Raw genomic sequence first — 23,372 nt, 5'->3', positions numbered from 1 at the left:
GCCTACGGTGGTCCCATGCGGGATCAGCAGGCAGCCGGGCTCCAGGTGGCGGTGCACGGGCACCCGAACGCCGACACCCTCCTCCTGTGGCACCCGGCGGTCGCCTCGGACCCCGAGGCGGTGAGTGCCCTGGCGAGCCGGATCGCGACCCGCAGCGGGCTCCGCGTCGTCGTACCCACCTGGACGGACGGGCACGACCTGCTCCGCTCCGTGCGCTACGCACGGGAGTCGGCGGTGCACCCGCCGGACCAGGTCTCGGTCGTCGGGTACGGCGCCGCCGGGATCGCCGCGCTGAGCCTGGCCCAGCACCAGCGACGCCTCGGCATCGGGCTGTCCCGGGTGACCTGCGTCGACGGCGCGGCCGGCCTCGACGACCCGATCAGCGGCCGGCCCCTGGCCGAGCCGGGACCCGCGCCGGTGGCGACGGAGGTCGACGTGGTCGACACGGCGGGCGCCGACTGGGCGCGGGCCACGGTCGAGGCGTGGCGGGCCGCCGGCTGGGCGGCCTCCCTCGTCCCGGCGGATCAGTTCACCTGGCGGGTGAGCCCCTCCCAGTAGGGAGCCCGGAGCTTGAACTTCTGCAGCTTGCCGGTCGCGGTCCGGGCCAGCTCGGAGCGGAACTCCACCGACGTCGGCGCCTTGTACCCGGCGAGCCGGTCCTTGCACCAGCGGATCAGCTCGGCCTCCATCTCCTCGCCCGGCGCAGCGTCGGCGCTCAGCACGACGAGCGCCTTGATGGTCTCGCCCCACTTCTCGCTCGGCACGCCGATGACCGCGACCTCGGCGACCGCCGGATGGGAGAAGAGGGTGTCCTCGACCTCGATCGAGGTGACGTTCTCGCCGCCGGTGATGATGACGTCCTTCTTGCGGTCGGCGATGGTGAGGTAGCCGTCGTCGCCGAGGTAGCCGCCGTCGCCGGTGTGGAACCAGCCGTCCCGCAGCGCCGTGGCCGACTCCTCGGGCTGCTCCCAGTAGCCCTCCAGGATCACGTTGGACCGGGCGAGCACCTCGCCGGCGCCCTCCTCGGACTCGTCGATCGCCAGCCGTACGCCGATCGCCGGGGCGCCCGCGCGGGTCAGCCGGGTCGCGCGCTCCTCGGCCGAGAGATCGTCCCACTCGGCGCGGGTACGGTTGATGGTGAGCAGCGGGGAGGTCTCGGTGAGGCCGTAGATCTGGATGAACTCCCAGCCCAGCTCCTCCTGGACCCGGATCACCGTCTTCGTCGGCGGCGGGGCGCCGGCCATGATGATCCGCACCCGGTCGCGCCCCGGGATCTCGCCCTCCCACGTCTGCGCGGCCTCCAGCACCGCGGCCGCCACCGCCGGGGCGGCGCACATCACGGTCACGCCGTGGTCGCGCACCCGGCGCAGGATCTCGGCGCCGTCGACCTTGCGCAGCACGATGTGCCGCGCGCCCACGCCGGTCATCGCGAACGGCATCCCCCAGCCGTTGGCGTGGAACATCGGCAACGTGTGCAGGTAGACGTCGCGGTCGCCGATCCCCGCGTGGAGCCCGAAGGTGAGGGCGTTGACCCAGATGTTGCGATGCGTGATCTGCACACCCTTGGGCCGGGCGGTCGTGCCGGAGGTGTAGTTGATCGTGGCGGTCGCGCCCTCGTCGTACTCCCACGGCTTCGGCTCCGCGCCCACCGGGGCGTAGAGCGCGTCGTCGTCGCCCAACAGGTACTTCTGCTCGCACCGCACGCCCGCCAGCGACTCCTCCAGCTCCGGGTCGACGTAGAGCACCCGCGCGCCGGAGTGCTCGACGATGTACTGCACCTCGTCGGGACTGAGCCGGAAGTTCACCGGCACCAGCACCCGGCCCCACCCGCTGACCCCGAAGAACGACGTGAGCAGCCGGCTGCTGTTGTGGCTGACCACCGCGACCCGCTCGCCCACGCCGATGCCGAGCTCGTCGAGCCTCGCGGCCTGGCGCCGCGCCAGCTCGCCGAGCTGCGCATAGGTGAGCTCGCCCTGGCTGGGCGCGGGCTGGGTCGGCTCGTCGACCACGCCCACCCGCTCGCCGTACACCTGCACGGCACGGTCGAGGAAGTCGTTGACGCTGAACGGGACGAACACGCGGGGCCTCCCTGGGCTCGGTCATCGGGGACGGGCGTACGGATGTGACACACACCACCCTAGGTCCCCCGGCCCCGCCTGCACCCCCTCGAAAGGAGGGGGAGGCGACGGCACGCTCGGCCCAGACAAGCATGAGAGGACTCTCATCGGCGTCTCACCGCGTGCCCACGATCGGGCAGGATGATCGCGTCATGAGTCGTGCGTGGAAGGTGCTGGTGCCGGTCGCGGCGCTGGTCGTGCTGTGCGGGTTCGCCGCGGGCGCGATGGCGCGCGCCGGCTCCGACGAGCCGCCGGCCCGGGTGCCGCTCGACCTCGGCCCGGTGCCGTCGAGCGATCCGGCCACGACCCCGCCCACGGCACCCGCGACGCCCACGAGTCCCGAGAGCGAGCCCACGACCCCGCGCGCCACGGTCATCACACCGCAGCCGTACCACGACGATGATGACGACGACGACGATGACGACGACGATGATGACGACCGGGGCGGGCGTCGGGACCGCGACGACGACCGCCGTGACCGGGACGACGACCACGATGACGACGGGGACGACGATCGCCACGATGACGACTGAGCGGCGACCGGTCCGGGCCGGACTGTCCGTGCGGACCCGGATCACCGCGGCCGTCGCCCTGCTCGTCACGATCGCCCTCGCCGGAGCCGGCCTGATCGTCTACTGGGTCGAGAGCCGTGCCGTCACCGACAGCGTGCAGCGCGAGGTCGAGCAGGAGCTGGACGAGTTCGTCCGCCTCCAGGGCAGCGGCGACTTCACGACCATCCGCGACCTGCTCGACGGCTTCCTCAAGCGCAACGTGCCCGACGACGACGAGCTCCTCGTGGGCTGGGTCGGCGACGGCACCACCGTGCAGTTCCCCCGGGATGCCCTCGTCGACGACCCCCGCTTCCTGGCGGCCGTGGCGCCACTGGTGGTCGACGGCGGCACGACCTACCTCGACACCGACCGCGGCGAGGTGCGGATCACCGCGCAGCCGGTCGTGCAGGGCAGCCAGCGGGGCGCCCTGCTCGTCGTGACCTACCTCGCCGAGGACCGGGGCGAGCTGCTCCAGACCATGCGCACCTACACGCTGGTCGCGCTGCTGTCCGCCGTCCTGGTCACCGCCACCGCCGCGTGGGTGTCCGGGCGGCTGCTGCGCCCGCTGCGCACCCTGCACGTCGCCGCCGAGACGATCGGCGCCACCGACCTGTCCCGGCGCCTGCCCGAGCGCGGCAACGACGACATCACCGCCCTGACCCGGACCGTCAACGGGATGCTGGACCGGCTCGAGCACGCCTTCGCCGGCCAGCGGCAGTTCCTCGACGACGCCGGCCACGAGCTGCGGACGCCGCTCACGGTGCTCCGCGGCCACCTCGAGCTCCTCGACGCCGGCAGCCCCCAGGAGGTCGCCGAGACCCGTGACCTACTGCTCGACGAGGTCGACCGGATGGCGCGCCTGGTGAACGACCTGATCATGCTCGCCAAGAGCGACCGGCCCGACTTCCTCTCCCCCGGGCCGACCGACCCGTCCGCGCTGCTCGCCGCCGTGCTCACCAAGGCCAGCGCGCTCGGCGAGCGGGACTGGGCGCTCGAGGCCTCGCCCGGCCTGCCCGCTGAGCTGGTCCTCGACGGCCAGCGGATCACCCAGGCGCTGCTCGCCCTCGCCGACAACGCCGTCAAGCACACCGCGGCCGGCGGCCGGATCGCGATCGGCGCGGCCGTGGTCGGTCCCACGCTGCGCTGCTGGGTCCACGACGACGGCGCCGGCGTCGACCCCGAGGACCGGGAGCGGATCTTCGGCCGGTTCGGGCGCGCCGCCGTCCCGGAGGGCGACGAGGGCTTCGGCCTCGGGCTGTCCATCGTCGGCGCGATCGCGCAGGCCCACGGCGGCCGGGCGTACGTCGACCCGCATGGCGGCGGTTCGGGTCACGGGGCGCGGTTCGTCGTCGACGTACCCGCTGTCGTGCCGGCGCCCCTGCCCGACCGGCCCGACGAGACCCGAGGAGCGCCGTGGCCCACATCCTGATCGTCGAGGACGAGGAGCGGATCGCCTCCTTCGTCGCCAAGGGCCTGCGGGCCGAGGGGCACCGCACGACCGTCGCGACCGACGGCCCGGCCGGTCTCGACCACGCGCTCGCCGGGGACGTCGACCTGGTCGTGCTCGACATCGGCCTGCCCGGCATGGACGGCTTCGAGCTGCTCGACCAGCTCCGCTCCCAGGGCTCGCGGATCCCCGTCATCGTGCTGACCGCGCGCGACTCGGTCACCGACACCGTCACCGCTCTCGAGGGCGGTGCGGACGACTACATGCCCAAGCCGTTCCGGTTCGCCGAGCTCAGCGCCCGGGTCCGCCTGCGGCTGCGCCAGCCCGCCACCGCGGCCGCCGGCGCGGCCGACAGCATCGAGGCCGGCGGCGTCGCGCTGGACCTGCGCACCCGCCGCGCCACCGTCGCCGGACGCGAGGTGGAGCTGTCGGCCCGGGAGTTCGCGCTCGCCGAGATCTTCCTCCGCAACGCCGGCCAGGTGCTCTCCCGCGAGCAGCTGCTCGACCACGTCTGGGGCCTCGACTTCGATCCCGGCTCCAATGTCGTCGACGTGTACGTCGGCTACCTCCGCCGCAAGCTCGGCGCCCGCTCGATCACCACCGTCCGCGGCATGGGCTACCGCTTCGACCGGTAGGACCTCAGCCCTTCCAGTGCAGGCGCGGCGCGGGCAGTGCGGCGATCTCGGGCTCGAGGGCCTCGGCGACCTCGCGCGGGAGCGGCCGTCCGGCCGGGTCGGGCTCGAGGAGCGCGTGGACGACCTTCGCCACGGCAGCAGGTACGTCGGCCGGCAGCTCCGCCGGGGCGTCCAGGAGCTGCGGGAACCGGGCGGCGGGCTCGGCGGCGTCCGGATCGCCGTCGCGGAACGGGCGGTACCCGGCGATCGCGTGGAACAGGGTCGTGCCCAGCCCCCACAGGTCGCTCGCGTGGCCCGGGACGCCGTACCCGCTGCCGGGCGCGGCCTGCTCGGGGGCCATGTAGGCGTCGGTGCCGATGCTGCCGGTGAGCTCGGCGGCGTGGGCGGCCTGGCGGGCGACCGAGAAGTCGATCAGCCGCGCCGGGGAGCCCATGATCACGTTGCTCGGCTTGAGGTCGAGGTGACACACGTCCGCATGGCGGAAGAAGTGCAGCGCGGAGGCCAGGTCGACCGCCAGCGGCAGGTACTGCTGCGGCGAGAGCCGCCGGTGGCGGCGGATCAGCCGGGACAGGCTGGGACCCTCCACGTGCTCGAGCACCAGGTGCGGGCGCGGCCCGTCGACGTCGTACCGCAGGCCGCGGACGACGACCGGGTGGTGCGCGACGTCGAGGGCCGTGGCCTCGCGGACCAGGCTGCGCAGCGTGTGCTCGTCGCCGGCCTCGCCGGGGCGGACGACCTTCACGACGACGGCGCCGTAGGTGATCTCGTCGAAGGCGAGATGGGCCTCGTACGCCGACCCACCCCGAGCGGCCGCAGTGCGGTCAGCTCGGGGGTGATGGCGTCACCCTCGGCGAAGGCCCAGGACGACAGCGGCGTGCTCATCGTCCGCGGGTGTTGTGGCGGCTGCGGTCGTCGGTGTGGTTGCGCGACCAGTCGCGGGTCAGGCCGGTGCCGCCGTCGCGGGTCCAGTCGGCCTTGGCGCGGCCGGTGCGGCTGTCGTCGCGGCCGCTGCGGGTGCCGGTCCGGGTGCGGTCGCTGCGCGTGTCGCCGGTGTTCGTCGCCCGGGTGTGGGTGGCACGGGTGTGGGTGGCACGGGTGTGGGTGACCCGGGTGTGGGTGTTCGTGGCGTTGGTGTGGGTGTCGCGGTCGCCCGCCGCCCGGGCGGCGAGGTCGTCGTCGTCCGGGTCGTCGTCATCGGCGACCAGGACGATGTCCGGCGTGTCCTGCTCCCGCTTGAACGCCGGCTGCCCGTCCCCGGCGTCGGCCGGCCACGCCAGCAGTCCCACGGCCACGCCCGCGGCCGTCGCCCCGGCGAGCCCGGTCACCGCAGCGATCAACGGCTTCTTCATGGTTCCTCCTCGATCGTCGGTGTCGACGTCCCCGTCGACACCGACACTCTCCCGAGCGGGAGTGAGGCAGGCATGAGTCGTCGATGAGAGGGCTCTCATGACCGCGATCGCCCGTACAGTGCGGCCATGTACGTCGAGCTGGTCAGCGACCGTCGCCGCCGCGCCCTGCGCCACGTGCTGCTCAGCTGGTGCGCCGCCCTGCTGACCTGCGGCTACCTGTTCCCCTGGGCGGTCGCCACCACCCGCGGCAAGGCGAACGCCGACGCCATCGGCGTCCTCAACCTCGCTCTCGGCTGGACCATCGTGGGCTGGGTGGTCGCCCTCGCGATGGCGTGCCGGGGCCACGGCCTCGCCGGGCTGAGGATCACGGAGTGAGCCGGCGACGCCGGTGGACGGCCGCCCGGCGGCTGGCGATCGCCGCGATCGTCCTGCTCGTCGCGGGCTTCCTGCTCACCGTCGACAACCCCACCGTGCACGACGGGGACGGCCCGGAGAGCTCCTCCACCTGCGCGGCGCCGTACGACACCGTGGTCCACGACGCCGTCAACTACCCCGATGTCGGTCCGCCGCCCGCCCATGCGGACGCCATCGCCGCGCAGTGCCGCGAGGCGGGCCGGACCCGCTACGCGCAGGGCATCGCGCTGATGGGGCTCGGCGGCCTGTTCGGCGCCGCCGCGGCGCTCGCGCGTCTGGGCGCCCGGCTCCGGGCCCGGAGGCCTCGGGTCAGCGCTTGACCTTCGGCGACATCACGGGGAGGCCGAACAGCGTCATCGCCGTCGCCAGCCCGTCGTCGTCGTAGCTGTCACCGGTGAACGGATTGAAGGTGGAGAGCCCGACGCTGAACCGGAACCACCGCGGGTTGCCCAGGCAGGAGCGCGGGATCGAGATCCGGATCACCGTGCGGTCCCCGTTGAGCGTGCGCTTGAGGCCACGGCAGCGCACCGTCGGGTCCTCTGACTTGCTCTTGAAGTCCATCATCTCCGTGCCGCCCATCCCCGGGATCCGGGTCGACATGAGCAGGAACCGACCACCGGGCGTCCGGATCGCCGAGGAGAGCGCGAACGGCCCGGTGAGCCGCGTCCGGACGCGCACCGCGATCGTCACCTTCCGCGCCTTGTGCTTGGCCACGACCCGCACGATGTCGCCGTTCTCCTGCTCCGGCACCACCGACGTCGAGATCGACGTCTCGGTCACGATCGTCGTGGCGACGTCGCCGGCCTCGTCGTCGTACGTCCACCCGCCGGCGTGCGCCGGACCGGCCAGCGCGACCGTGCCCGTGAGCAGGAGGAGAGAGGACAGCATGGCCACGACGGGCGCCCGGAACGACATGGGCGTCACCTTGGCACAGCCACCGCGAGGTCCGTGGCGAAACCTCTCGAAAGAGTGGGCGCAGAGGGGATCGAACCCCCGACCACCTCGTTGTAAGCGAGGTGCTCTACCGCTGAGCTATACGCCCTCGAAGCCGGGACAGCGTACCGAAGCCCACAGCGCACTCCGAACCGGCGCGCACCGCCGAGAGCCCGAGACCTCCACAGCGCGGCCGGCAGCCCAGAAAACGAGTCGAACCGCTGGCGTCTCGGGTCACCAGCGGTTCGACGAGAGGAACAGTACCGGCCAGACCCGGTCCGTCCAACCACTGACGGCCAATTAGTTGAAAAATGACCCAAACGGACTAGGCGGACCAGCCGATGTGCCTAGGGCGTGTCTCCCTATTCGGCGGCGGCGCGGAGCGCGGCGAGCAGGTCGTCGGCGCTGCGGGCGGCGGGCTTGGGGTGGTGCACGGCCCAGGTCAGCCGGCCCGCCTTGTCGATGACGTACGACGACCGCTCCGGGCTGCCGCCGCACTCGTCGAAGACGCCGTAGGCGCGGGCGACCTCGCCGTGCGGCCAGAAGTCGCTGAGCAGCTCGAAGTTGAGCCCGTCGGCGTCGCTGAACGCCCGCAGCGCGTAGACCGGGTCGCAGGAGATCGCGAGCACCTCGGTGTCGAAGGTGAGGAACTCGTCGAGCCGGGTGCGCAGGCCGTGCATCTCGCCGCTGCACACGCCGCTGAACGCGAAGGGGTAGAACACGAGCGCCACCGCCTTCTCCCCCGGTACGACGACAGCGTGATGTCCTGCCCGAACTGGTCGCGCAGCGTGAAGTCGGGAGCGAGCCCACCGAGCTCGATGCCGAGTGCCGCGCTGGCGGGTCCCGCCACGTCGGGCCTCACTCGGCCGGCTCGGTCGGATCGGCTGGGTCGGCGGGCTCGATCGACGCGAGCTCGCGCTTGAGCACCTTGCCGGTGGCGTTGCGGGGCAGCTCGTCGAGGAACACGATCTCGCGCGGCACCTTGAACCGGGCGAGGCTCTGCTTGACGAGGTCCTTGATCTCGTCGGCGCTGACCGGGTCGCCCTCGGGGACCCGGACCACGAAGGCGCGCAGCCGCTTGCCGAAGTCGGGGTCGTCGACGCCGATGGCAGCGACCTCGGCGACCCGGTCGTGGGCGGCGATGCAGTCCTCGACCTCCTTGGGGAAGACGTTCTCGCCGCCGGAGACGATCATCTCGTCGTCGCGGCCCTCGACGTACAGGCGGCCCTCGGCGTCGAAGCGGCCGACGTCGCCGGACGACATCAGCCCGTCGACCACCTCCTTGCCGCCCCGCCGGTGTAGCCCTCGATCTGCAGGCTGTTGCCGACGAAGATCCGCCCCGACTCCCCCGCCGGCACCTCGCGGCCGTCGGCGTCGAGGATCTTCACGACGGTCTGGTGCGGGAGCCGGCCGGCGCAGCCGGGGGCCTCGCGGAGGTCCTGCGGGGAGGCGATGGACGCCCAGGCGACCTCGGTGGAGCCGTAGATCGAGTAGAGGTTGTCGCCGTACCGGTCCATCCACTGCGTCGGCAGGTCGCCGGGCAGCGCGGAGCCGGAGGACGCGACGGCCTTGAGGTGCGGCAGCGGGTACCGGTCGAGCACGTCGGCGGGCAGCGCCAGGATCCGCTGCAGCATGACGGGGATGACGGCGAAGGAGTCGCACTCCTCGTCGTGCAGGATCCGCAGCGCGTCCTCGGGGTCGAACCGGCGGGTGAGCACGAGGGTGGTGCCGAGCATCATCGCGAGCTGGTAGTGGGCGAAGCCCCAGGTGTGGAACAGCGGCGCGGCGACGTGGCACTTCCAGCCGCTGCGCAGCGGCATCCGCGAGAGCAGGGAGATCGCCGCCGGGAGACCGCCCTGCGGGCGGGGCGCGCCCTTCGGCGTACCGGTGGTGCCCGAGGTCAGGATGATCGTGCGGCCCCTGGCGGCCGGCGGTGCGAGGTCGTCGGTCCGCCCCGCGGCGAGCCCGGCGGAGATCAGCCCCTCCAGGCTGTCCTCGCCCGGCGCGCCGTCGGTCCAGCCCAGCACCCGGTCGGCGATGTCGGCGCCGGCGAGGAGCCCGGTGAACTCCTCGTCGTGGACGACGACGCGCGGCGTCTCCCGCGCGATCACGTCGGCGAGCTGGGGGCCGGCGAAGGCGGTGTTGAGGTAGAGGACGTCGGCGCCGAGCTTGCTGACCGCGATCGACGCCTCGATGAAGCCGCGGTGGTTGCGGCACATCACGGCGACGCCGTCACCCGGCCTGACGCCACGCTCGCGCAGCCCGTGGGCGAGGGCGTTGGTCCGCGCTTGGAGCTCGCCGAAGGTGAGCGAGCCGCGCTCGTCGACGATCGCGGTCTGCTCGGGCATCCGCAGGGCGATCGTCTTGAACCCGCCCGCGGGCGTGGTGCTCCACTGCCGCAGCGCGTTCGCCATCCCCGCCAGCACCAGCGGCGAGTAGGGCCGCACGATGCCCGACTCGGTCAGGATCTTCAGGCTGGTCCCGGTGTCCCGGACCCGGCTGGTGACGCGGTTGGCGAGGTTCCCCATGCGCCTATTCTCAGGCGATCGACTTCGGCGCGACCAGTCGGGTCGCCGCCCAGTCCTTGCTGACGGCCGCGGCGGTGGTCTGCGAGAGGCCGGCGATGGGCGCCGCCTCCGCGATGTCCGCGGCGTCGACCGCCCCGGGCCGCCCGATCTTGGGCGTCAGCAGCCAGATCACGCCGCCTCCGACGAGGTCGGTGAGGGCGTCCACGAGACCGTCGACGAGGTCGCCGTCGTCGTCGCGCCACCACAGCACGACCGCGTCCACGACGTTCCCGTAGTCGCCGTCGACCATGTCGCCGTCGATGGCGTCCTCGATCGCGACGCGCAGCTCGTCGTCGGTGTCGTTGTCCCAGCCGAGCTCCTGGACCACCAGCCCCTGCTTGAGGCCCATCCGCTCGGCGGGACCGGTCGGGCCGGATGAGCTGGTGCCGCCGGTGGCGGTCGAAGTCACGGTGAGTCCTCCAGGGGTTTCGGGTACGACGAGCGGCCCGCTCGGTGTGCGGGTTGAGGAGTAGTCCAGCGGAGTCGGGGTGCGCGGCGCAACCCTCCGAGCCGGAGAACGACCCCGTTCACGTACTCGCGGGTAGATTTTCTGCCCAACCGAGAGGTGCAACGATGGGGCAGTGACCTCCGACACCAACACCGACGGCACCACCCCCGCCGTACGCGCGGCGTCGACTCCCTCGGTCATCCACGAGGGCCTGCCGACCCAGCTTCCCGACATCGACCCCGACGAGACCCAGGACTGGATCGACTCGTTCAACGCCCTGGTCGACGAGCGCGGCCGCGAGCGCGCCCGCTACGTCATGCTGCGCCTCCTCGAGCGGGCCCGCGAGGCCCAGGTCGGGGTGCCGGCGCTGCGGAGCACCGACTACATCAACACGATCCCGCCCGAGCGGGAGCCGTGGTTCCCCGGCGACGAGGACGTCGAGCGCCGGATCCGGGCGTTCATCCGCTGGAACGCCGCCGTGATGGTCTCCAGCGCCAACCGCAAGGGCCTCGAGGTCGGCGGCCACATCGCCACCTACCAGTCCAGCGCCAGCCTCTACGAGGTCGGCTTCAACCACTTCTTCCGCGGCAAGGACCACCCCGGCGGCGGGGACCAGATCTTCATCCAGGGCCACGCCTCCCCCGGCATCTACGCCCGGGCGTTCCTCGAGGGCCGGCTGAGCGAGGAGCAGCTGTTCCGGTTCCGCCAGGAGGTCCAGCACGGCAAGGGCGCCGGCCTGTCGTCGTACCCCCACCCCCGGCTGATGCCGGACTTCTGGGAGTTCCCGACGGTCTCGATGGGCCTGACCGGCATCAACTCGATCTACCAGGCGCGGTTCAACCGCTACCTGCAGAACCGCGGCATCAAGGACACCAGCCAGCAGCACGTGTGGGCGTTCCTGGGCGACGGCGAGATGGCCGAGCCCGAGTCGCTGGGCGCGATCCGGATCGCCGCCCGCGAGGAGCTCGACAACCTCACCTGGGTGATCAACTGCAACCTGCAGCAGCTCGACGGCCCGGTCACCGGCAACGGCAAGATCATCCAGGAGCTCGAGGCCAACTTCCGCGGCGCGGGCTGGAACGTCATCAAGGTCATCTGGGGCCGCGAGTGGGACGCCCTGCTCGCCCGCGACGTCGACGGCGTGCTCGTCAACCAGATGAACTCCACGCCCGACGGCGCCTTCCAGACCTTCTCGGTCGAGTCCGGCGCCTACAACCGCGAGCACTTCTTCGGTCCCGACCCGCGGCTGCGGGCGATGGTCGAGCACATGACCGACCGCCAGATCGAGAAGCTGCCGCGCGGCGGCCACGACTACCGCAAGGTGTACGCCGCGTTCGACGCCGCGACCAAGCACGTCGGCCAGCCGACCGTGATCCTCGCGCACACCGTCAAGGGCTGGACGATCGACGCCCTCGAGGGCAAGAACGCCACCCACCAGATGAAGAAGCTGACCCAGGACGACCTCAAGAAGTTCCGCGACCGGCTCTACCTGCCGATCAGCGACCGGGACCTCGAGACGGCGTACGACGCCACCGGCGCGGCGCCGTTCTTCCACCCGGGCGCGGACTCCCCGAGATGGAGTACATGATGGAGCGCCGTCGCCAGCTGGGCGGCTCGCTCCCCCAGCGCGTCGACCGCTCCACCCTGCTCACCCTGCCGGGCGACAGCGTGTACGCCGAGCTGAAGAAGGGCGCCGGCAACCACAAGGTCGCCACGACCATGGCCGCCGTCCGGCTGCTCAAGGACTGGATGAAGGACCCGGGCATCGGGCAGCGGATCGTCCCGATCGCGCCCGACGAGTACCGCACCTTCGGCATGGACGCGATGTTCCCCTCGGCGAAGGTCTACGACCCGCACGGCCAGCAGTTCGAGTCCGTCGACCGCAACATGCTGCTGCAGTACAAGATGTCGGCGCAGGGCCAGATGCTCCACGAGGGCATCTCCGAGGCCGGCGCGATGGCGTCGGCGATCGCCGCCGGGTCGTCGTACGCCACCCACGGCGAGCCGATGATCCCGTTCTACATCTTCTACTCGATGTTCGGCTTCCAGCGCACCGGCGACTCGATCTGGGCGATGGCCGACCAGCTGGCGCGCGGCTTCCTGATCGGCGCCACCGCCGGCCGCACGACGCTCACCGGCGAGGGCCTGCAGCACGCCGACGGCCACTCCCCGCTGATCGCGGCGACGAACCCGGCGGTCGTGCACTACGACCCCGCGTTCGGCTACGAGGTCGGCCACATCATGCGCAACGGCCTGGAGCGGATGTACGGCGCAGGCGAGGGGCACCCCGCGGCGAGGACGTCATCTACTACCTGACCGTCTACAACGAGCCGGTCGCCCAGCCCGCCGAGCCGGAGGGCCTCGACGTCGCCGGCCTGCTCAAGGGCATGTACCGCGTGACCGACGCGGGCGACGGCGAAGGGCCGCGGGTGCGCCTGCTCGCCTCCGGCGTCGGCTTCCCGTGGATCGACGAGGCCCGGCGCATCCTCGCCGAGGAGTGGGGCGTCCGGGCGGAGACCTGGTCGGTCACCTCCTGGAACGAGCTGGCCCGCGACGGCATCGCGGCCGAGAAGTGGAACCTCCTCCACCCGGACGAGGCCCACCGGACGCCGTACGTCACCCAGACGCTGGGCGACGGCCCGACCGCCAACGCGCCCGTCGTCGCCGTGTCGGACTACATGACCGCCGTCCCGCTGCAGATCGCGCAGTGGGTGCCCGCGGACTACCACGTCCTCGGCGCCGACGGCTTCGGCTTCGCCGACACCCGCCCCGCCGCCCGCCGGTTCTTCCAGGTCGACGCGCAGTCGGTCGTCGTCCAGGCGCTGGCCGCGCTCGCCGACGCCGGCGAGATCGACCCGGGCCGGGTCAAGGAGGCCGTGGAGCGCTACCGCATCGACGACCCGACCGCCGTCGCCGGCGTCAAGCAGGAGGGCGGCGACGCCTGAGGGCAGAGCCGTCCGCAGCCGTGCGGGATCTCCTCCGGGAGGTCCCGCACGGCTGTTCTCCGTCCGGGCTCAGCTGCTCCCGATGGCGTCGAAGTGCTCGTCGACCGCCCGCATCGCCGCGTCCGGGTCGCCGGCGAGGATCGCGTCGTAGATCCGGGTGTGGTGGTCGACCAGCAGTGCCTGCCGTGACGTGCTCAGGGTCTCGCTCTCCAGCCGCTCGCTGCGATCGGCGAGGTCCTTGGTGAGCACGCTCGACAGCGCCTCGGCGAAGAAGGTCAGCGACGGGTTCCCGGCCGCACGGAGCAGCGACTGGTGGAAGGCCCGATCCGCGTCCAGCACGTCGGTACGACGCTCGGTGGCCGCCATGGTGTCGATGGCCCGCTTCATGTAGGCGATGAGCACCGGGTCGGCGCGGCGCGCCGCCTCCGCCGCGGCCTGCCGCTCCAGCGCGATCCGTACGGACTCCAGCGACGGCAGCGGCAGGTGCGAGCTGCTGATCGCGAGGTTCAGCGCGAGGGCGAGCGCATCGGGTCGCAGGGTCTCGACGAACGTCCCCGCGCCGGTACGACGCCGCAGCACGCCCAGCCCCTCGAGCATGCCGAGCCGGTCGCGCAGCGCGGTCCGGCTGACGTCGAGCTGCGCCGCGAGGTCCCGCTCGCTGGGCAGCCGGTCCCCGGCCGCATCTGCTGGATCAGCGCGGCCAGCGACTCCGACAGCGGGTCGTCGGTGAAGAGCTCGCTGAGCGAGGAGCCGGTGTCGTGCTCGATCGACATGCGTGGGCCTTTCCTGCGTGGGCGCAGCGACTGTAGCCGGGCCCCGGTCGTCCGGCGGCCGGTCGCCGGACGTTTCGGGCTTTCGGCCCGAACCCCTTGACAGCCGCCTGTGGGTCAGATCACTATTCACTCGATTGGTAGTACCACTTGATGAATCGGTAGCACCATTCTAACCACCTCTCTTTCCCGACCGAAAGGACTTCGGTGAGCACTTCCGTCTCGATCACAGAGCTGGGCGACGGCGTCGAGGAGGCCGTCCTCGCGACCTGGCTGTGCGCCGTCGGTGACACCGTCGCGGCCGGAGAGCCGATCGCCGAGGTGATGACCGACAAGGTCAACCTCGAGATCGAGGCTCCGGTCGCCGGTGTCGTGGCCGCTCTCCACTGCGAGCCCGAGGACACGGTGCGGATCGGCCAGGTCATCGCCGAGATCGGCGCACCGGCATGACCACCGTGACCGAGCGCGCGCTGTGGGAGGCGATGGTCGAGGCCCGCGCGTTCGACCAGGCGATGTGCCGGCACAACGGCCACTGGCACGAGGCCCGCGGCGAGGAGGCCGTCTTCGTCGGGGCGTACGCCGACCTGGGCCCGGGCGACGTCGTGGCGCCGCACTTCCGCGGGACCTGCGCGGTCGCCCTCCAGCGCGGGGCCTCGCCCGACGTCCTCGCCGCCGGGGTCTTCGGCACCGGCGGCAGCCGGTCGGGCGGCCACTGGCGCGGCGACATCTGCCCCGCGCCGGGTCCCCGGTCGATCGGGATGTTCTCGGGCTCGCTCGGAACGTCGGTCGCCTACGCCACCGGCGCCGCGCTGCACCTGTCCCGCACCACGCCCGGCGCGGCCGCCGTCTGCGGGTTCGGCGACGGCACGGCCAACAGCGGCATCGTCGCCGAGTCGCTCAATCTCGCCGCGATGCTCGCGCTGCCGATCGTCTACGTCTGCCAGGACAACCAGTACGCCACCTCGCTCCCGTCGGCGGTCGCGCTCGCCGGCGAGCGGGTCTCCGACCGGGCCCGCGCGCTCAGCATCACCGCCCATGACATCGACGGCAACGACGTCCTGGCCGTCCGCGCCGCCGTCGGCACCGCGGTCGAGCGGGCTCGGGCCGGCGGCGGCCCGTCGTTCGTGCACGCCCTCACCTACCGGATGGGCGGTCACTACATGAACGATCCCGAGACCTATCGCACGCCCGAGGAGGTCGCCGCCTGGGCCGAGCGGGATCCGATCGCCCGACTCCAGGAGGTCCTCGTCGCCCGCGGCGAGCTCGACGCCACCGACGCCGACGCCCGGATCGCGCAGGCCCACGCCCGGATGGACGCCGTCGTCGCGCAGGCCAAGGCGCGCGGGGAGGACCCGCCCGCCCCACCCCTCGCGCGTACGCCGAGGACCAGACCCCGATGAGGAGCGCGTCGTGACCAGGATGACCATGAGCGAGGCGATCGTCGCCGCGATCTCCGACGCGATGACCGAGGACGACACCGTCTACCTGATGGGTCAGGACATCGGCGTCTTCGGCGGACCGATGCAGTCGGCCAAGGGCCTGTGGGACACGTTCGGCGGCCAGGGCCGGGTCATCGACGCCCCCATCTCCGAGGCGGCCATGGTCGGCACGGCGGTCGGCGCCGCGATGGCGGGCAGCCGCCCGGTCGTCGACCTGATGTTCGCGGAGTTCCTCGCGCTCACCATGACCCCGCTCGGCCTGGAGGGCGCGTCGATCGCCTTCCGCACGCGAGGCGCGGTGACCGCACCGCTCGTCGTCCGTGCCAAGTGCGGCATCGGCCCGCACCGCGGCCACGCCGAGAGCTGCGCCGGGATGCTCCTGTCGTTCCCGGGGCTCAAGGTCGCGATGCCGACCACGCCGCAGGACGCCTACTCCCTCACCCGGGCGGCGATCCGCGACGACAACCCGGTCGTGCTGCTCGAGCACATGAGCCTGCTCCACGGCGCCCGGGCGGAGGTGGACCGCACCGTCGAGGTGCCGCTCGGCGCGGCCGTCGTACGACGCGAGGGCGCCGACCTGACCATCGCCGGCTCCGGGCTGATGGTCCAGCGTGCGCTGCGGGCCGCGGCGGAGCTGGCTCGCGACGGCCTCGAGGCCGAGGTCGTCGACCTGCGCTCCCTCGCCCCGCTGGACGCCGGGCTGGTCCGCCGCAGCGCAGAGCGAACCGGCGCCCTGCTCGTGGTGGAGGAGTCCTGGCCCGGCTCCGGTCCCGCGGCCGCCCTGTGCGCCGCCCTGCTCCAGGACGCCACCGTCCCGCTCGGCTTCGCGGTCCGGCTGCTGCAGCCGCCGCCCACGCCGGTGCCCTTCGCCGCCTCCCTCGAGGCCGCCTTCGTCCCCTCCGTCGCCGACATCGCCGGCGCGGCGCGCGCGCTGCGCCTCCCCGTGAAAGGAGCCGTGACCGCATGAGCACCCCCACGGCCAGCCAGGTCTTCCACCGCGACCTGACCCACCCCGCCCCGCGGTCAGCCACGCCTCCGGCGTCCACGTCTGGGACGTCGAGGGCAACCGCTACCTCGACGCCTCCTCCGGCGGCAACATCGTGATCAGCGTCGGCTACGGCGTGCAGGAGATCATCGACGCGATGACCGAGCAGGCCCGGCGGGTCAGCTTCTGCGGTCAGTTCACCAGCGAGCCCCAGGAGCAGTTGGCCCGCGAGCTCGCCGACTTCGCGCCGGACGGCATGGACTACGTCCGCTTCACCTCCGGCGGCTCGGAGGCCAACGAGACGGCGATCAAGCTGGCCCGGCACTACTTCGTGGAGTCCGGGAAGCCGTCGAAGCACAAGATCGTCGGCCGCTGGCGCAGCTACCACGGCAACACCCTCGGCGCACTGTCCGCGACCGGCCACGTCATGCGGCGGGTCGGGTACGCCCCGATGCTGCTGCCGTTCGCGCACGCGGCACCGCCGTACCGCTACCGCTGCACCTTCTGCGCCCGCAGCGACGCGTGCACGCTCTCGTGCGCCGACGACGTCGAGCGGGTGATCCTCAACGAGGGCCCCGAGCACGTCGCGGCGTTCATCGCCGAGCCGGTCGTCGGCGCGGCGGCGATGGGCATGCTGCCGCCCGAGGGCTACTTCGAGCGGGTCCGCGAGATCTGCGACCGGTACGACGTCCTGCTGATCGTCGACGAGGTGCTCAGCGGCATGGGCCGGACCGGGCGCAACTTCGCGATCGAGCACTTCGGCGTCGTACCGGACCTGATCACCTGCGGCAAGGGCATCAGCAGCGGCTACTCGCCGCTCGGCGCGGTCATCGCGCGCAACGAGATCTACGACGCCGTGGCCCGGGGCAGCGGCATGTTCGAGCACGGCTTCACCTACGGCGGCAACCCGCTCTCGTGCGCGGTCGGGCTGGCCGTGCTCCGCCACATCCAGAAGCACGACCTGGTCAGCCGGGCCGGGGAGGTGGGCGCCTACCTCCTCGCCGAGGTCGAGAGCGCGATCGGCGACCACCCGCTGGTCGGCGAGATCAGCGGCCTCGGCATGCTCACCGGCATCGAGATCGTGGCCGACCGCGCCACCAAGGAGCCCTTCCCCTACGAGAGGGGCGTCAGCAAGCGGATCGCACGGGCGTGCCAGGAGCGCGGCGTCCTGATCAACCCGTCGTTCAGCGGCAACGCCGACGGCTACCGCGGCGACCGGTTCGGCATCTGCCCGCCCTACATCTTCGAGCGCGAGCACGTCGACCGGACCGTCGCCGCTCTCGCCGCGGCCGTCGACGAGGTCGCCGCGGAGCTCGCATGACCACCCGCCCGGCACGCGCCGGCCGTCTCTCGGGTTCCACCCACCACCAAGGAGTCCCAGTGAAGCGCAGTCACCTCGCCCTCGCCGCGTCCGTCCTCGCCTGCACGGCCCTCGCCGGCTGCGGCGAGGACGGGGCGGCTCCGCCACCGACGCCGCCGACGCCAAGGTGTGCGTCGACCAGTACGCCACCGCGACCGTGATCGACGACCTCCTGTCCGGCCTGAAGGACGGTCTGAAGGAGGCGATGGACGACGGGTTGAGGCTGGACGTCCAGAACCCCAACGCCGACGCCGCGACCGAGCAGACCCTCGCCCAGAAGTTCATCTCCGGCGACTGCGACGTCATCGTCCCGGTCGGCACCTCGGCCGCGCAGCTCATGGCGACGGCGACCAGGGACATCCCGATCGTCTTCGCCGCGTCGTCGACGCCGGTCGAGGCCAAGCTGGTCGCGTCCCTGGAGAAGCCCGGCGGCAACGTCACCGGCGTCGCCGACGTGATCGACCCGGTCCCCGACATCGACGCCATGACGAAGCTGGTCCCCGGCCTCGACAAGGTCGGCCTGATCTGGAAGCTCGGCGACCCGGCCGGCGACGCCCAGGCCGACAAGGCCCGCGCCCATCTCGACGAGCTCGGCATCGAGTACGTCGAGGCGACGATCAGCAACGGCTCGGACATCACCCAGGCGGCGCAGAGCCTGGTCGGCAAGGTCGACGCGATCGAGATCCCCGGCGACACCACCACCATCAGCGCCGTCGAGGGCCTGATGAAGGTCGCCGACGACGCGAAGCTCCCCGTCTACGGCGGCACCAGCGAGGCCGTCGCAGCGGGTGCGGTCATCTCCTCCTCCTACGACTACACCGTCGTCGGCCAGGAGGTCGCCAAGGTGGTGCTCGCGATCCTCGACGGCGCCGACCCGGCGACCACCGCGGTCGTCGTACCGGAGACCGGGGGCTTCGACCTCAACCTGACCAAGCTCGAGGAGCTCGGCATCGAGGTGCCCGCCGAGCTCCGCGACGCCGCGCTCACGACGCAGTGACGAAGGGGCCCCGATGATCTGGAACCTCGTCGAGATCGCCGTCCAGGTGGGACTGCTCTACGTCCCGCTGGTGCTCGGCATCTACCTCGCGATGGGGGTGATGAGCCTCCCCGACCTGACCCTGCAGGGCTCCTTCGGCGTCGGCGGGTCGACGGCCGCCGTGCTCGCCATCGACGGCCATCATCCCGTGCTCTCCCTGGGCGCGGCCATGCTCGCCGGCGCGGCGACCGGACTGGTGACCGCCGTCCTGCACATGAAGCTGCGGCTCAACGTGCTGCTCGCCAGCATCCTGGTCGCCACCGCCGCGTACTCCATGTGCCTGGTGATCATGAGCTCCGGCAACCTGTCCCTCTTCGGTACGACGACCGCGTTCTCGTGGGCCGCCGACGCCGGCCTCACCTATCGCCAGGGCACGATCGTGACCGGCGCGGTGGTCGCGGCCCTGCTGTGCGCCGTGCTGCTGTGGTTCCTGCACACCGACTACGGCCTGTCCCTGGTCGCCACCGGCCAGAACATCCAGACCGCGCGCGGTCTCGGTGTCCGCACCGAGCTGCGCCAGGCGGTCGGCCTCGCCGTCGCCAACGCGCTCGCGGCGCTCTCCGGCGGCCTGGTCGTGCACAACCAGGGCTTCATGGACGTCACGATCCAGAACGGGGTGATCGTCATCGGGCTGGCGGGGATGATGCTCGGCCTGAGCTTCACGCGCTCCAGCCGGATCCTGCCGATCGTGCTGGCGCTCGTCGCCGGCGTCGTCGTGTACCGGTTCGCGGTGGCGACGTCCCTGCAGATCGGGCTCGATCCCAACCTGCTCCAGCTGCTCACCGCCGCGGTCGTGGTCGTCGTGATCGCCGTCCGCAGCCAGGGACGCAGCTGGCTGAGCGCCCTGACCACGAGCGGCCGCCGCCAGCGCCGCATCTCCCGCACCAGGTTCTACGAGGAGGACCGCGTTGCCAGCTTCATCTGATCTCGTCCCCGACCTGCGACTGAGCGGGTGCACGAAGCGGTTCGTCGCCCCCGGCCGCGAGCTGGTCACCGCCGTCGACGACCTGAGCCTGGAGGTGGCGGGCGGCACCTTCGTGTCGATCATCGGCTCCAACGGGGCCGGCAAGTCGACCATGCTCTCGATGATCGCGGGCAACCTGCTCGCGGACGAGGGCCGGGTGGTCGTGCGCGGCCAGGACGTCACGACGCTGCCGTCGTGGCGCCGGATCGGCCTGGTCTCGCGGGTTCGCCAGAACCCGCAGGACAACATGGTCTCCAACCTCACCATCGAGGAGAACTTCGCGCTCGCGCTCGCCGGGAGGCGCGGGAGGTTCCCGCTGCGTCGTACCTCCCCGGGGAAGGTGCGGGCCGCCGCCCAGGAGCTGCTCGAGCCGCTCGGCATGGGCCTGGAGAACCGGCTCGGCGCCGTGTCCGGCTCGCTGTCCGGCGGGCAGCGGCAGGCGATCGCGGTGGCCATGGCCTGCCTCGGCTCACCGGCGCTGATGCTGCTCGACGAGCACGTCGCGGCCCTGGATCCCAACAGCGCGGCACGCGTCAACGCCGCCACCGAGCGGCTGGTCCGGGAGCGCAGGATCACGACGCTGATGGTCACCCACGACATGAAGCACGCCCTCGACCACGCCGACCGGCTGCTGATGATGCACCAGGGCAGGGTCGTCGTCGACGTCTGCGGCGAGCAGCTGACCGACCTCACCCCGCGCGACCTGCAGCAGCGCTTCGCCGCGCTCTCCGGCGGCAGTCTCTCCGACTCCACGCTGCTCACCGAGAGCAGCCCGGCGTGACCACGGCTGCGGTGACCCGCACTCCCCTGACCGGAATCCGCAAGGCGATCGCCGAGCGGATGGCCCAGTCCCACGCGCAGATCCCGGGCGTGCACGTCGTCGAGGAGTGCGATGTCACCCGGGTCGACCTGCGGCTGCTGCTCGCTCACGTGTGCCGGGCGGTCGCCGAGCTGGCGTCCGCGCACCCGCTGTTCAACGCGCATGTCGTCGGCGACGAGATCCTCGCCTACGACGACGTGGCGGTGGGATTCGCCGTGGACACCCCGCGCGGACTCGTCGTACCGGTGCTGCGGGACCCGCTCGCGCACTCCCCGGAGGAGCTGACCACGCAGATCGCGGGCCTCGCGGAGCGGGCGCGTGCCGGGCGGATCGCCGCACGCGACATCAGCGGCGCGACGGTCACCGTGACCAGTCCGGGCAGGAGCGGCGGCATCCTGGCGACGCCGCTGATCAACCCGCCGCAGACCGCGATCATCGGCGTGCACCGCGCGACCGAGCGGGTGGTCGCGGTCGCGGGGGCGGTCGCCGTACGACGGATGCTCAACCTCACCGTCACCTTCGACCACCGGGTGATCGACGGCGCCGAGGCGGGCCGGTACGCCCGTGGGCTGCGTGCCGTCCTCGAGCGGGAGGCCTGATGGGGGCCGCCGCGCCGGAGGGGCGCAAGCTCCTGCGTCTGGAGGTCCGCAACGCGCAGACCCCGATCGAGCGCAAACCCTCCTGGATCAAGACCCGAGCGAAGATGGGGCCGGAATACACCGCCCTGCAGAAACTGGTGAAGTCCGAAGGACTCCACACCGTGTGCCAAGAAGCCGGCTGTCCCAACATCTTCGAATGCTGGGAAGACCGCGAGGCCACCTTCCTCATCGGCGGCGACCAATGCACCCGACGCTGCGACTTCTGCCAGATCGACACCGGCAAACCCCAGCCCCTCGACAAGGACGAGCCCCGCCGCGTCGCCGAGTCCGTGGCCGCGATGGAGTTGAAGTACGCCACCATCACCGGCGTCGCCCGCGACGACCTGCCCGACGGCGGCGCCTGGCTCTACGCCGAGACCGTGCGCGCGATCCACGCGTTGAACCCCGACACCGGGGTGGAGAACCTGATCCCCGACTTCAACGGGCGGCCCGACCTGTTGGCCGAGGTCTTCGACTCCCGCCCCGAGGTGCTGGCCCACAACGTGGAGACCGTGCCGCGGATCTTCAAGCGGATCCGCCCGGCGTTCCGCTACGAACGCTCCCTGGACGTGCTCACCCAGGCACGGGCGTTCGGACTGGTCACGAAGTCGAACCTGATCCTGGGCATGGGCGAGACCCGCGAGGAGGTCTCCCAAGCCCTGCAGGACCTGTACGAGGCCGGGTGTGAGCTGGTCACCATCACCCAGTACCTGCGACCCTCGGTGCGCCACCACCCCGTAGAACGGTGGGTCAAGCCCCAGGAGTTCGTCGAGCTCGCCACCGAGGCCGAACAGATCGGCTTCGCCGGAGTGCTGTCCGGACCCCTCGTCCGTTCGTCGTACCGCGCGCGCCGGCTCCACGAGACCGCCCGCCGGTCACGCCTCGAGCAGGCCGGATGACCGAGCTGACCGCCCGCCCGTGGCTGGCCGGCCTCGCGCCGTACTCCCCCGGCGCCAAGGCAGCCTCCGCCGCCGGCTCGCTCTCCTCGAACGAGTGCGCCCTCGGCGCCAGCCCCCACGTCGTCGACGCGGTGCTGCGCGAGGTCCGCGACGCGCACCGCTATCCCGACGCGCTCGCCACCGACCTCCGGGCCGCGCTGGCCGAGCGGCACGCCGTACCGGTCGACCAGGTGCTGGTCGGCAACGGCTCCGACGAGCTGATCTTCCTGCTCGCGCTCGCCTTCCTCGCCGACGGCGGCACGGCCGTGTGCGCCGAGCCCGCCTACCGGGTCGACGAGATCAGCACCCAGGTGGTCGGCGGCGCGGTCGTCCCGGTCCCGCTCGCCGGTGACCGCCACGACCTGCGCGCGATGGCCGGCGTCGACGCCGACATCGCCTACGTCGTCAACCCGCACAACCCGACCGGCACCCTGGTCAGGCGCGAGGAGATCCGCCGCTTCCGGGACCGCTCACCCGCCGGGCTGGTCGTCGTCGACGAGGCGTACGTCGACTTCGCCCCCGACCCCGCGGCGGCGAGCGCCGTACCTCTGGTGGCGGGCGGTGGGCTGGCGGTCCTCCGCACCTTCTCCAAGGCCCACGGCCTCGCCGGGCTGCGCGTCGGCTACCTCGTCGCACCCGCCGACGTGATCGCGACCCTGGCCGGCGTCCGCGCGCCGTTCTCGGTCAACCGGCTGGCCCAGGCCGCCGCCCTCGCGGCGTTGCGCGACCGCACCCACCACGACGCGGTCCGCGTCCACACGATCGACATGCGGCACCGGGTCACGGAGCTCTTCGCCCTCCGCGGCTACGACGTCGTGCCGTCCCACGCCAACTTCGTGCTGGTCCGCGTCCCCGACGAGCGCGGGCTGGTCCGGAGGCTGTCGGCCGCGGGCATCGCGATCCGGCCCGGATCCGCCCTGGGCGTGCCCGGAGCGGTGCGGGTCTCGGTCCCCGGCGACGACGGGTGGCGGCGGCTGGAGCGGGCGCTGCCCGCGGCCGGCTGACTCTAGGGCATG

Annotated in this window: 25 protein-coding genes, 1 tRNA gene and 2 pseudogenes; 17 read left to right on the top strand and 11 right to left on the bottom strand. The window is 72.3% G+C overall.

Translation table 11 applies throughout. The annotated features are described in order from the left end of the window. Nucleotides 1-15 precede the first annotated feature (15 nt). Nucleotides 16-558, top strand: coding sequence for a hypothetical protein (locus FIV44_RS26850; protein ID WP_141007114.1), 543 nt, complete (start codon nucleotides 16-18; stop codon nucleotides 556-558). On the opposite strand, the gene FIV44_RS26845 is transcribed toward FIV44_RS26850, so the two are convergent. Beyond that, nucleotides 525-2,078, bottom strand: a complete 1,554-nt coding sequence (locus FIV44_RS26845; protein ID WP_141007113.1) for an AMP-binding protein — start codon at nucleotides 2,076-2,078, stop codon at nucleotides 525-527. The genes FIV44_RS26850 and FIV44_RS26845 overlap by 34 nt on opposite strands. Nucleotides 2,079-2,269: 191 nt before the next feature. Between FIV44_RS26845 and FIV44_RS30910 the strand changes: the two genes are divergently transcribed. Genes FIV44_RS30910 through FIV44_RS26830 form a run of 3 tightly spaced genes read left to right on the top strand, consistent with a single transcriptional unit; the run spans nucleotide 2,270 to nucleotide 4,750 of the window. Next, a complete protein-coding gene (locus FIV44_RS30910) occupies nucleotides 2,270-2,650 on the top strand; it encodes a hypothetical protein (RefSeq protein WP_181410861.1) in 381 nt (126 codons plus the stop codon). Further along, on the top strand, nucleotides 2,640-4,097 hold the full coding sequence (locus FIV44_RS26835) for an ATP-binding protein (protein WP_246086641.1): 1,458 nt from the start codon (nucleotides 2,640-2,642) through the stop codon (nucleotides 4,095-4,097). The genes FIV44_RS30910 and FIV44_RS26835 overlap by 11 nt, the downstream gene beginning before the upstream one ends. Further along, on the top strand, nucleotides 4,082-4,750 hold the full coding sequence (locus tag FIV44_RS26830) for a response regulator transcription factor (protein ID WP_141007111.1): 669 nt from the start codon (nucleotides 4,082-4,084) through the stop codon (nucleotides 4,748-4,750). Before FIV44_RS26835 ends, FIV44_RS26830 begins: the two co-directional genes overlap by 16 nt. Before the next feature lie 4 nt (nucleotides 4,751-4,754). Here the strand turns inward: FIV44_RS26830 and FIV44_RS26825 are convergent, their stop codons facing one another. From FIV44_RS26825 to FIV44_RS30905, 3 genes are read right to left on the bottom strand one after another with little or no spacing between them, the layout of a single operon-like run. Then, a complete protein-coding gene (locus tag FIV44_RS26825) occupies nucleotides 4,755-5,492 on the bottom strand; it encodes a serine/threonine-protein kinase (RefSeq protein ID WP_246086640.1) in 738 nt (245 codons plus the stop codon). Beyond that, a complete protein-coding gene (locus FIV44_RS32775; RefSeq protein WP_246086639.1) occupies nucleotides 5,489-5,632 on the bottom strand; it encodes a hypothetical protein in 144 nt (47 codons plus the stop codon). The genes FIV44_RS26825 and FIV44_RS32775 overlap by 4 nt, the downstream gene beginning before the upstream one ends. Then, entirely contained in the window at nucleotides 5,629-6,099 is a 471-nt protein-coding gene (locus tag FIV44_RS30905; protein WP_181410860.1) for a hypothetical protein, read from the bottom strand. Before FIV44_RS30905 ends, FIV44_RS32775 begins: the two co-directional genes overlap by 4 nt. Nucleotides 6,100-6,225: 126 nt before the next feature. Between FIV44_RS30905 and FIV44_RS26815 the strand changes: the two genes are divergently transcribed. After that, nucleotides 6,226-6,474, top strand: a complete 249-nt coding sequence (locus FIV44_RS26815; protein ID WP_141007110.1) for a superinfection immunity protein — start codon at nucleotides 6,226-6,228, stop codon at nucleotides 6,472-6,474. Further along, nucleotides 6,471-6,833, top strand: coding sequence for a hypothetical protein (locus tag FIV44_RS26810; RefSeq protein ID WP_141007109.1), 363 nt, complete (start codon nucleotides 6,471-6,473; stop codon nucleotides 6,831-6,833). The genes FIV44_RS26815 and FIV44_RS26810 overlap by 4 nt, the downstream gene beginning before the upstream one ends. Here the strand turns inward: FIV44_RS26810 and FIV44_RS26805 are convergent. The 6 genes from FIV44_RS26805 to FIV44_RS26785 form a co-directional block, all read right to left on the bottom strand. Next, nucleotides 6,823-7,428: a hypothetical protein gene (locus tag FIV44_RS26805; protein ID WP_141007108.1), complete on the bottom strand. Its 606-nt coding sequence runs from the start codon at nucleotides 7,426-7,428 to the stop codon at nucleotides 6,823-6,825. The genes FIV44_RS26810 and FIV44_RS26805 overlap by 11 nt on opposite strands. A gap of 55 nt (nucleotides 7,429-7,483) precedes the next feature. After that, a tRNA-Val gene (locus tag FIV44_RS26800) sits at nucleotides 7,484-7,555 on the bottom strand. Between the two features lie 253 nt (nucleotides 7,556-7,808). Next, complete coding sequence (locus tag FIV44_RS26795) at nucleotides 7,809-8,177, bottom strand: redoxin domain-containing protein (protein WP_246086638.1); 369 nt, start codon at nucleotides 8,175-8,177, stop codon at nucleotides 7,809-7,811. Between the two features lie 127 nt (nucleotides 8,178-8,304). Then, the gene (locus tag FIV44_RS32770; RefSeq protein ID WP_246086637.1) at nucleotides 8,305-8,724 is read right to left on the bottom strand and encodes an AMP-binding enzyme; all 420 of its coding nucleotides are present in this window, start codon (nucleotides 8,722-8,724) and stop codon (nucleotides 8,305-8,307) included. Then, a complete protein-coding gene (locus FIV44_RS26790; RefSeq protein WP_246086636.1) occupies nucleotides 8,709-9,974 on the bottom strand; it encodes an AMP-binding protein in 1,266 nt (421 codons plus the stop codon). The genes FIV44_RS32770 and FIV44_RS26790 overlap by 16 nt, the downstream gene beginning before the upstream one ends. A gap of 10 nt (nucleotides 9,975-9,984) precedes the next feature. Next, nucleotides 9,985-10,362: a DUF3052 domain-containing protein gene (locus FIV44_RS26785; protein ID WP_141008090.1), complete on the bottom strand. Its 378-nt coding sequence runs from the start codon at nucleotides 10,360-10,362 to the stop codon at nucleotides 9,985-9,987. A 232-nt stretch (nucleotides 10,363-10,594) separates the two neighbouring features. On the opposite strand from FIV44_RS26785, the pseudogene aceE reads away from it, so the two are divergent. Next, nucleotides 10,595-13,406 (top strand): annotated as a pseudogene (aceE, locus tag FIV44_RS26780) (pyruvate dehydrogenase (acetyl-transferring), homodimeric type). Nucleotides 13,407-13,475: 69 nt separating this feature from the next. Here aceE and FIV44_RS33400 read toward each other — a convergent pair. After that, nucleotides 13,476-14,309 (bottom strand): FadR/GntR family transcriptional regulator, encoded by an 834-nt coding sequence (locus tag FIV44_RS33400; RefSeq protein WP_141007107.1) that lies wholly within the window; start codon nucleotides 14,307-14,309, stop codon nucleotides 13,476-13,478. Nucleotides 14,310-14,383: 74 nt separating this feature from the next. Between FIV44_RS33400 and FIV44_RS26770 the strand changes: the two genes are divergently transcribed. The 10 genes and pseudogenes from FIV44_RS26770 to FIV44_RS26725 all read left to right on the top strand — a co-directional run bounded on the left by FIV44_RS26770 (nucleotide 14,384) and on the right by FIV44_RS26725 (nucleotide 23,360). Further along, entirely contained in the window at nucleotides 14,384-14,626 is a 243-nt protein-coding gene (locus FIV44_RS26770) for a biotin/lipoyl-containing protein (RefSeq protein WP_141007106.1), read from the top strand. Next, nucleotides 14,623-15,576, top strand: a complete 954-nt coding sequence (locus tag FIV44_RS26765) for a thiamine pyrophosphate-dependent dehydrogenase E1 component subunit alpha (RefSeq protein WP_141007105.1) — start codon at nucleotides 14,623-14,625, stop codon at nucleotides 15,574-15,576. The genes FIV44_RS26770 and FIV44_RS26765 overlap by 4 nt, the downstream gene beginning before the upstream one ends. A gap of 19 nt (nucleotides 15,577-15,595) precedes the next feature. Continuing rightward, the gene (locus FIV44_RS26760) at nucleotides 15,596-16,582 is read left to right on the top strand and encodes an alpha-ketoacid dehydrogenase subunit beta (protein ID WP_246087073.1); all 987 of its coding nucleotides are present in this window, start codon (nucleotides 15,596-15,598) and stop codon (nucleotides 16,580-16,582) included. A gap of 64 nt (nucleotides 16,583-16,646) precedes the next feature. After that, nucleotides 16,647-17,921 (top strand): annotated as a pseudogene (locus FIV44_RS26755) (aminotransferase family protein); the annotation flags it as partial. A 166-nt stretch (nucleotides 17,922-18,087) separates the two neighbouring features. Then, nucleotides 18,088-18,957, top strand: coding sequence for an ABC transporter substrate-binding protein (locus FIV44_RS26750; RefSeq protein WP_181410859.1), 870 nt, complete (start codon nucleotides 18,088-18,090; stop codon nucleotides 18,955-18,957). Between the two features lie 13 nt (nucleotides 18,958-18,970). Then, on the top strand, nucleotides 18,971-19,921 hold the full coding sequence (locus FIV44_RS26745; RefSeq protein ID WP_141007101.1) for an ABC transporter permease: 951 nt from the start codon (nucleotides 18,971-18,973) through the stop codon (nucleotides 19,919-19,921). Continuing rightward, nucleotides 19,905-20,741: an ABC transporter ATP-binding protein gene (locus FIV44_RS26740; RefSeq protein WP_219996192.1), complete on the top strand. Its 837-nt coding sequence runs from the start codon at nucleotides 19,905-19,907 to the stop codon at nucleotides 20,739-20,741. The genes FIV44_RS26745 and FIV44_RS26740 overlap by 17 nt, the downstream gene beginning before the upstream one ends. Next, nucleotides 20,738-21,379, top strand: a complete 642-nt coding sequence (locus FIV44_RS26735) for a 2-oxo acid dehydrogenase subunit E2 (RefSeq protein ID WP_181410858.1) — start codon at nucleotides 20,738-20,740, stop codon at nucleotides 21,377-21,379. The genes FIV44_RS26740 and FIV44_RS26735 overlap by 4 nt, the downstream gene beginning before the upstream one ends. Further along, nucleotides 21,379-22,317 (top strand): lipoyl synthase, encoded by a 939-nt coding sequence (lipA, locus tag FIV44_RS26730; RefSeq protein WP_141007100.1) that lies wholly within the window; start codon nucleotides 21,379-21,381, stop codon nucleotides 22,315-22,317. The genes FIV44_RS26735 and lipA overlap by 1 nt, the downstream gene beginning before the upstream one ends. Further along, entirely contained in the window at nucleotides 22,314-23,360 is a 1,047-nt protein-coding gene (locus FIV44_RS26725) for a pyridoxal phosphate-dependent aminotransferase (RefSeq protein ID WP_141007099.1), read from the top strand. Before lipA ends, FIV44_RS26725 begins: the two co-directional genes overlap by 4 nt. The last annotated feature ends 12 nt before the right edge of the window (nucleotides 23,361-23,372 follow it).

This window comes from Nocardioides humi, from assembly GCF_006494775.1.
Classification (GTDB): domain Bacteria; phylum Actinomycetota; class Actinomycetes; order Propionibacteriales; family Nocardioidaceae; genus Nocardioides; species Nocardioides humi.
This window is presented reverse-complemented; position numbering and strand designations above follow the sequence as displayed.

Coding starts and splice junctions, on each gene's coding strand:
- FIV44_RS26850 (WP_141007114.1), top strand. CDS start 16: ATGCGGGATCAGCAGGCAGCCGGGCTCCAGGTGGCGGTGCACGGGCAC.
- FIV44_RS30910 (WP_181410861.1), top strand. CDS start 2,270: ATGAGTCGTGCGTGGAAGGTGCTGGTGCCGGTCGCGGCGCTGGTCGTG.
- FIV44_RS26835 (WP_246086641.1), top strand. CDS start 2,640: ATGACGACTGAGCGGCGACCGGTCCGGGCCGGACTGTCCGTGCGGACC.
- FIV44_RS32775 (WP_246086639.1), bottom strand. CDS start 5,632: ATGAGCACGCCGCTGTCGTCCTGGGCCTTCGCCGAGGGTGACGCCATC.
- FIV44_RS30905 (WP_181410860.1), bottom strand. CDS start 6,099: ATGAAGAAGCCGTTGATCGCTGCGGTGACCGGGCTCGCCGGGGCGACG.
- FIV44_RS26815 (WP_141007110.1), top strand. CDS start 6,226: ATGTACGTCGAGCTGGTCAGCGACCGTCGCCGCCGCGCCCTGCGCCAC.
- FIV44_RS26805 (WP_141007108.1), bottom strand. CDS start 7,428: ATGTCGTTCCGGGCGCCCGTCGTGGCCATGCTGTCCTCTCTCCTCCTG.
- FIV44_RS26790 (WP_246086636.1), bottom strand. CDS start 9,974: ATGGGGAACCTCGCCAACCGCGTCACCAGCCGGGTCCGGGACACCGGG.
- FIV44_RS26785 (WP_141008090.1), bottom strand. CDS start 10,362: ATGGGCCTCAAGCAGGGGCTGGTGGTCCAGGAGCTCGGCTGGGACAAC.
- FIV44_RS26765 (WP_141007105.1), top strand. CDS start 14,623: ATGACCACCGTGACCGAGCGCGCGCTGTGGGAGGCGATGGTCGAGGCC.
- FIV44_RS26760 (WP_246087073.1), top strand. CDS start 15,596: ATGACCATGAGCGAGGCGATCGTCGCCGCGATCTCCGACGCGATGACC.
- FIV44_RS26745 (WP_141007101.1), top strand. CDS start 18,971: ATGATCTGGAACCTCGTCGAGATCGCCGTCCAGGTGGGACTGCTCTAC.
- lipA (WP_141007100.1), top strand. CDS start 21,379: ATGGGGGCCGCCGCGCCGGAGGGGCGCAAGCTCCTGCGTCTGGAGGTC.
- FIV44_RS26725 (WP_141007099.1), top strand. CDS start 22,314: ATGACCGAGCTGACCGCCCGCCCGTGGCTGGCCGGCCTCGCGCCGTAC.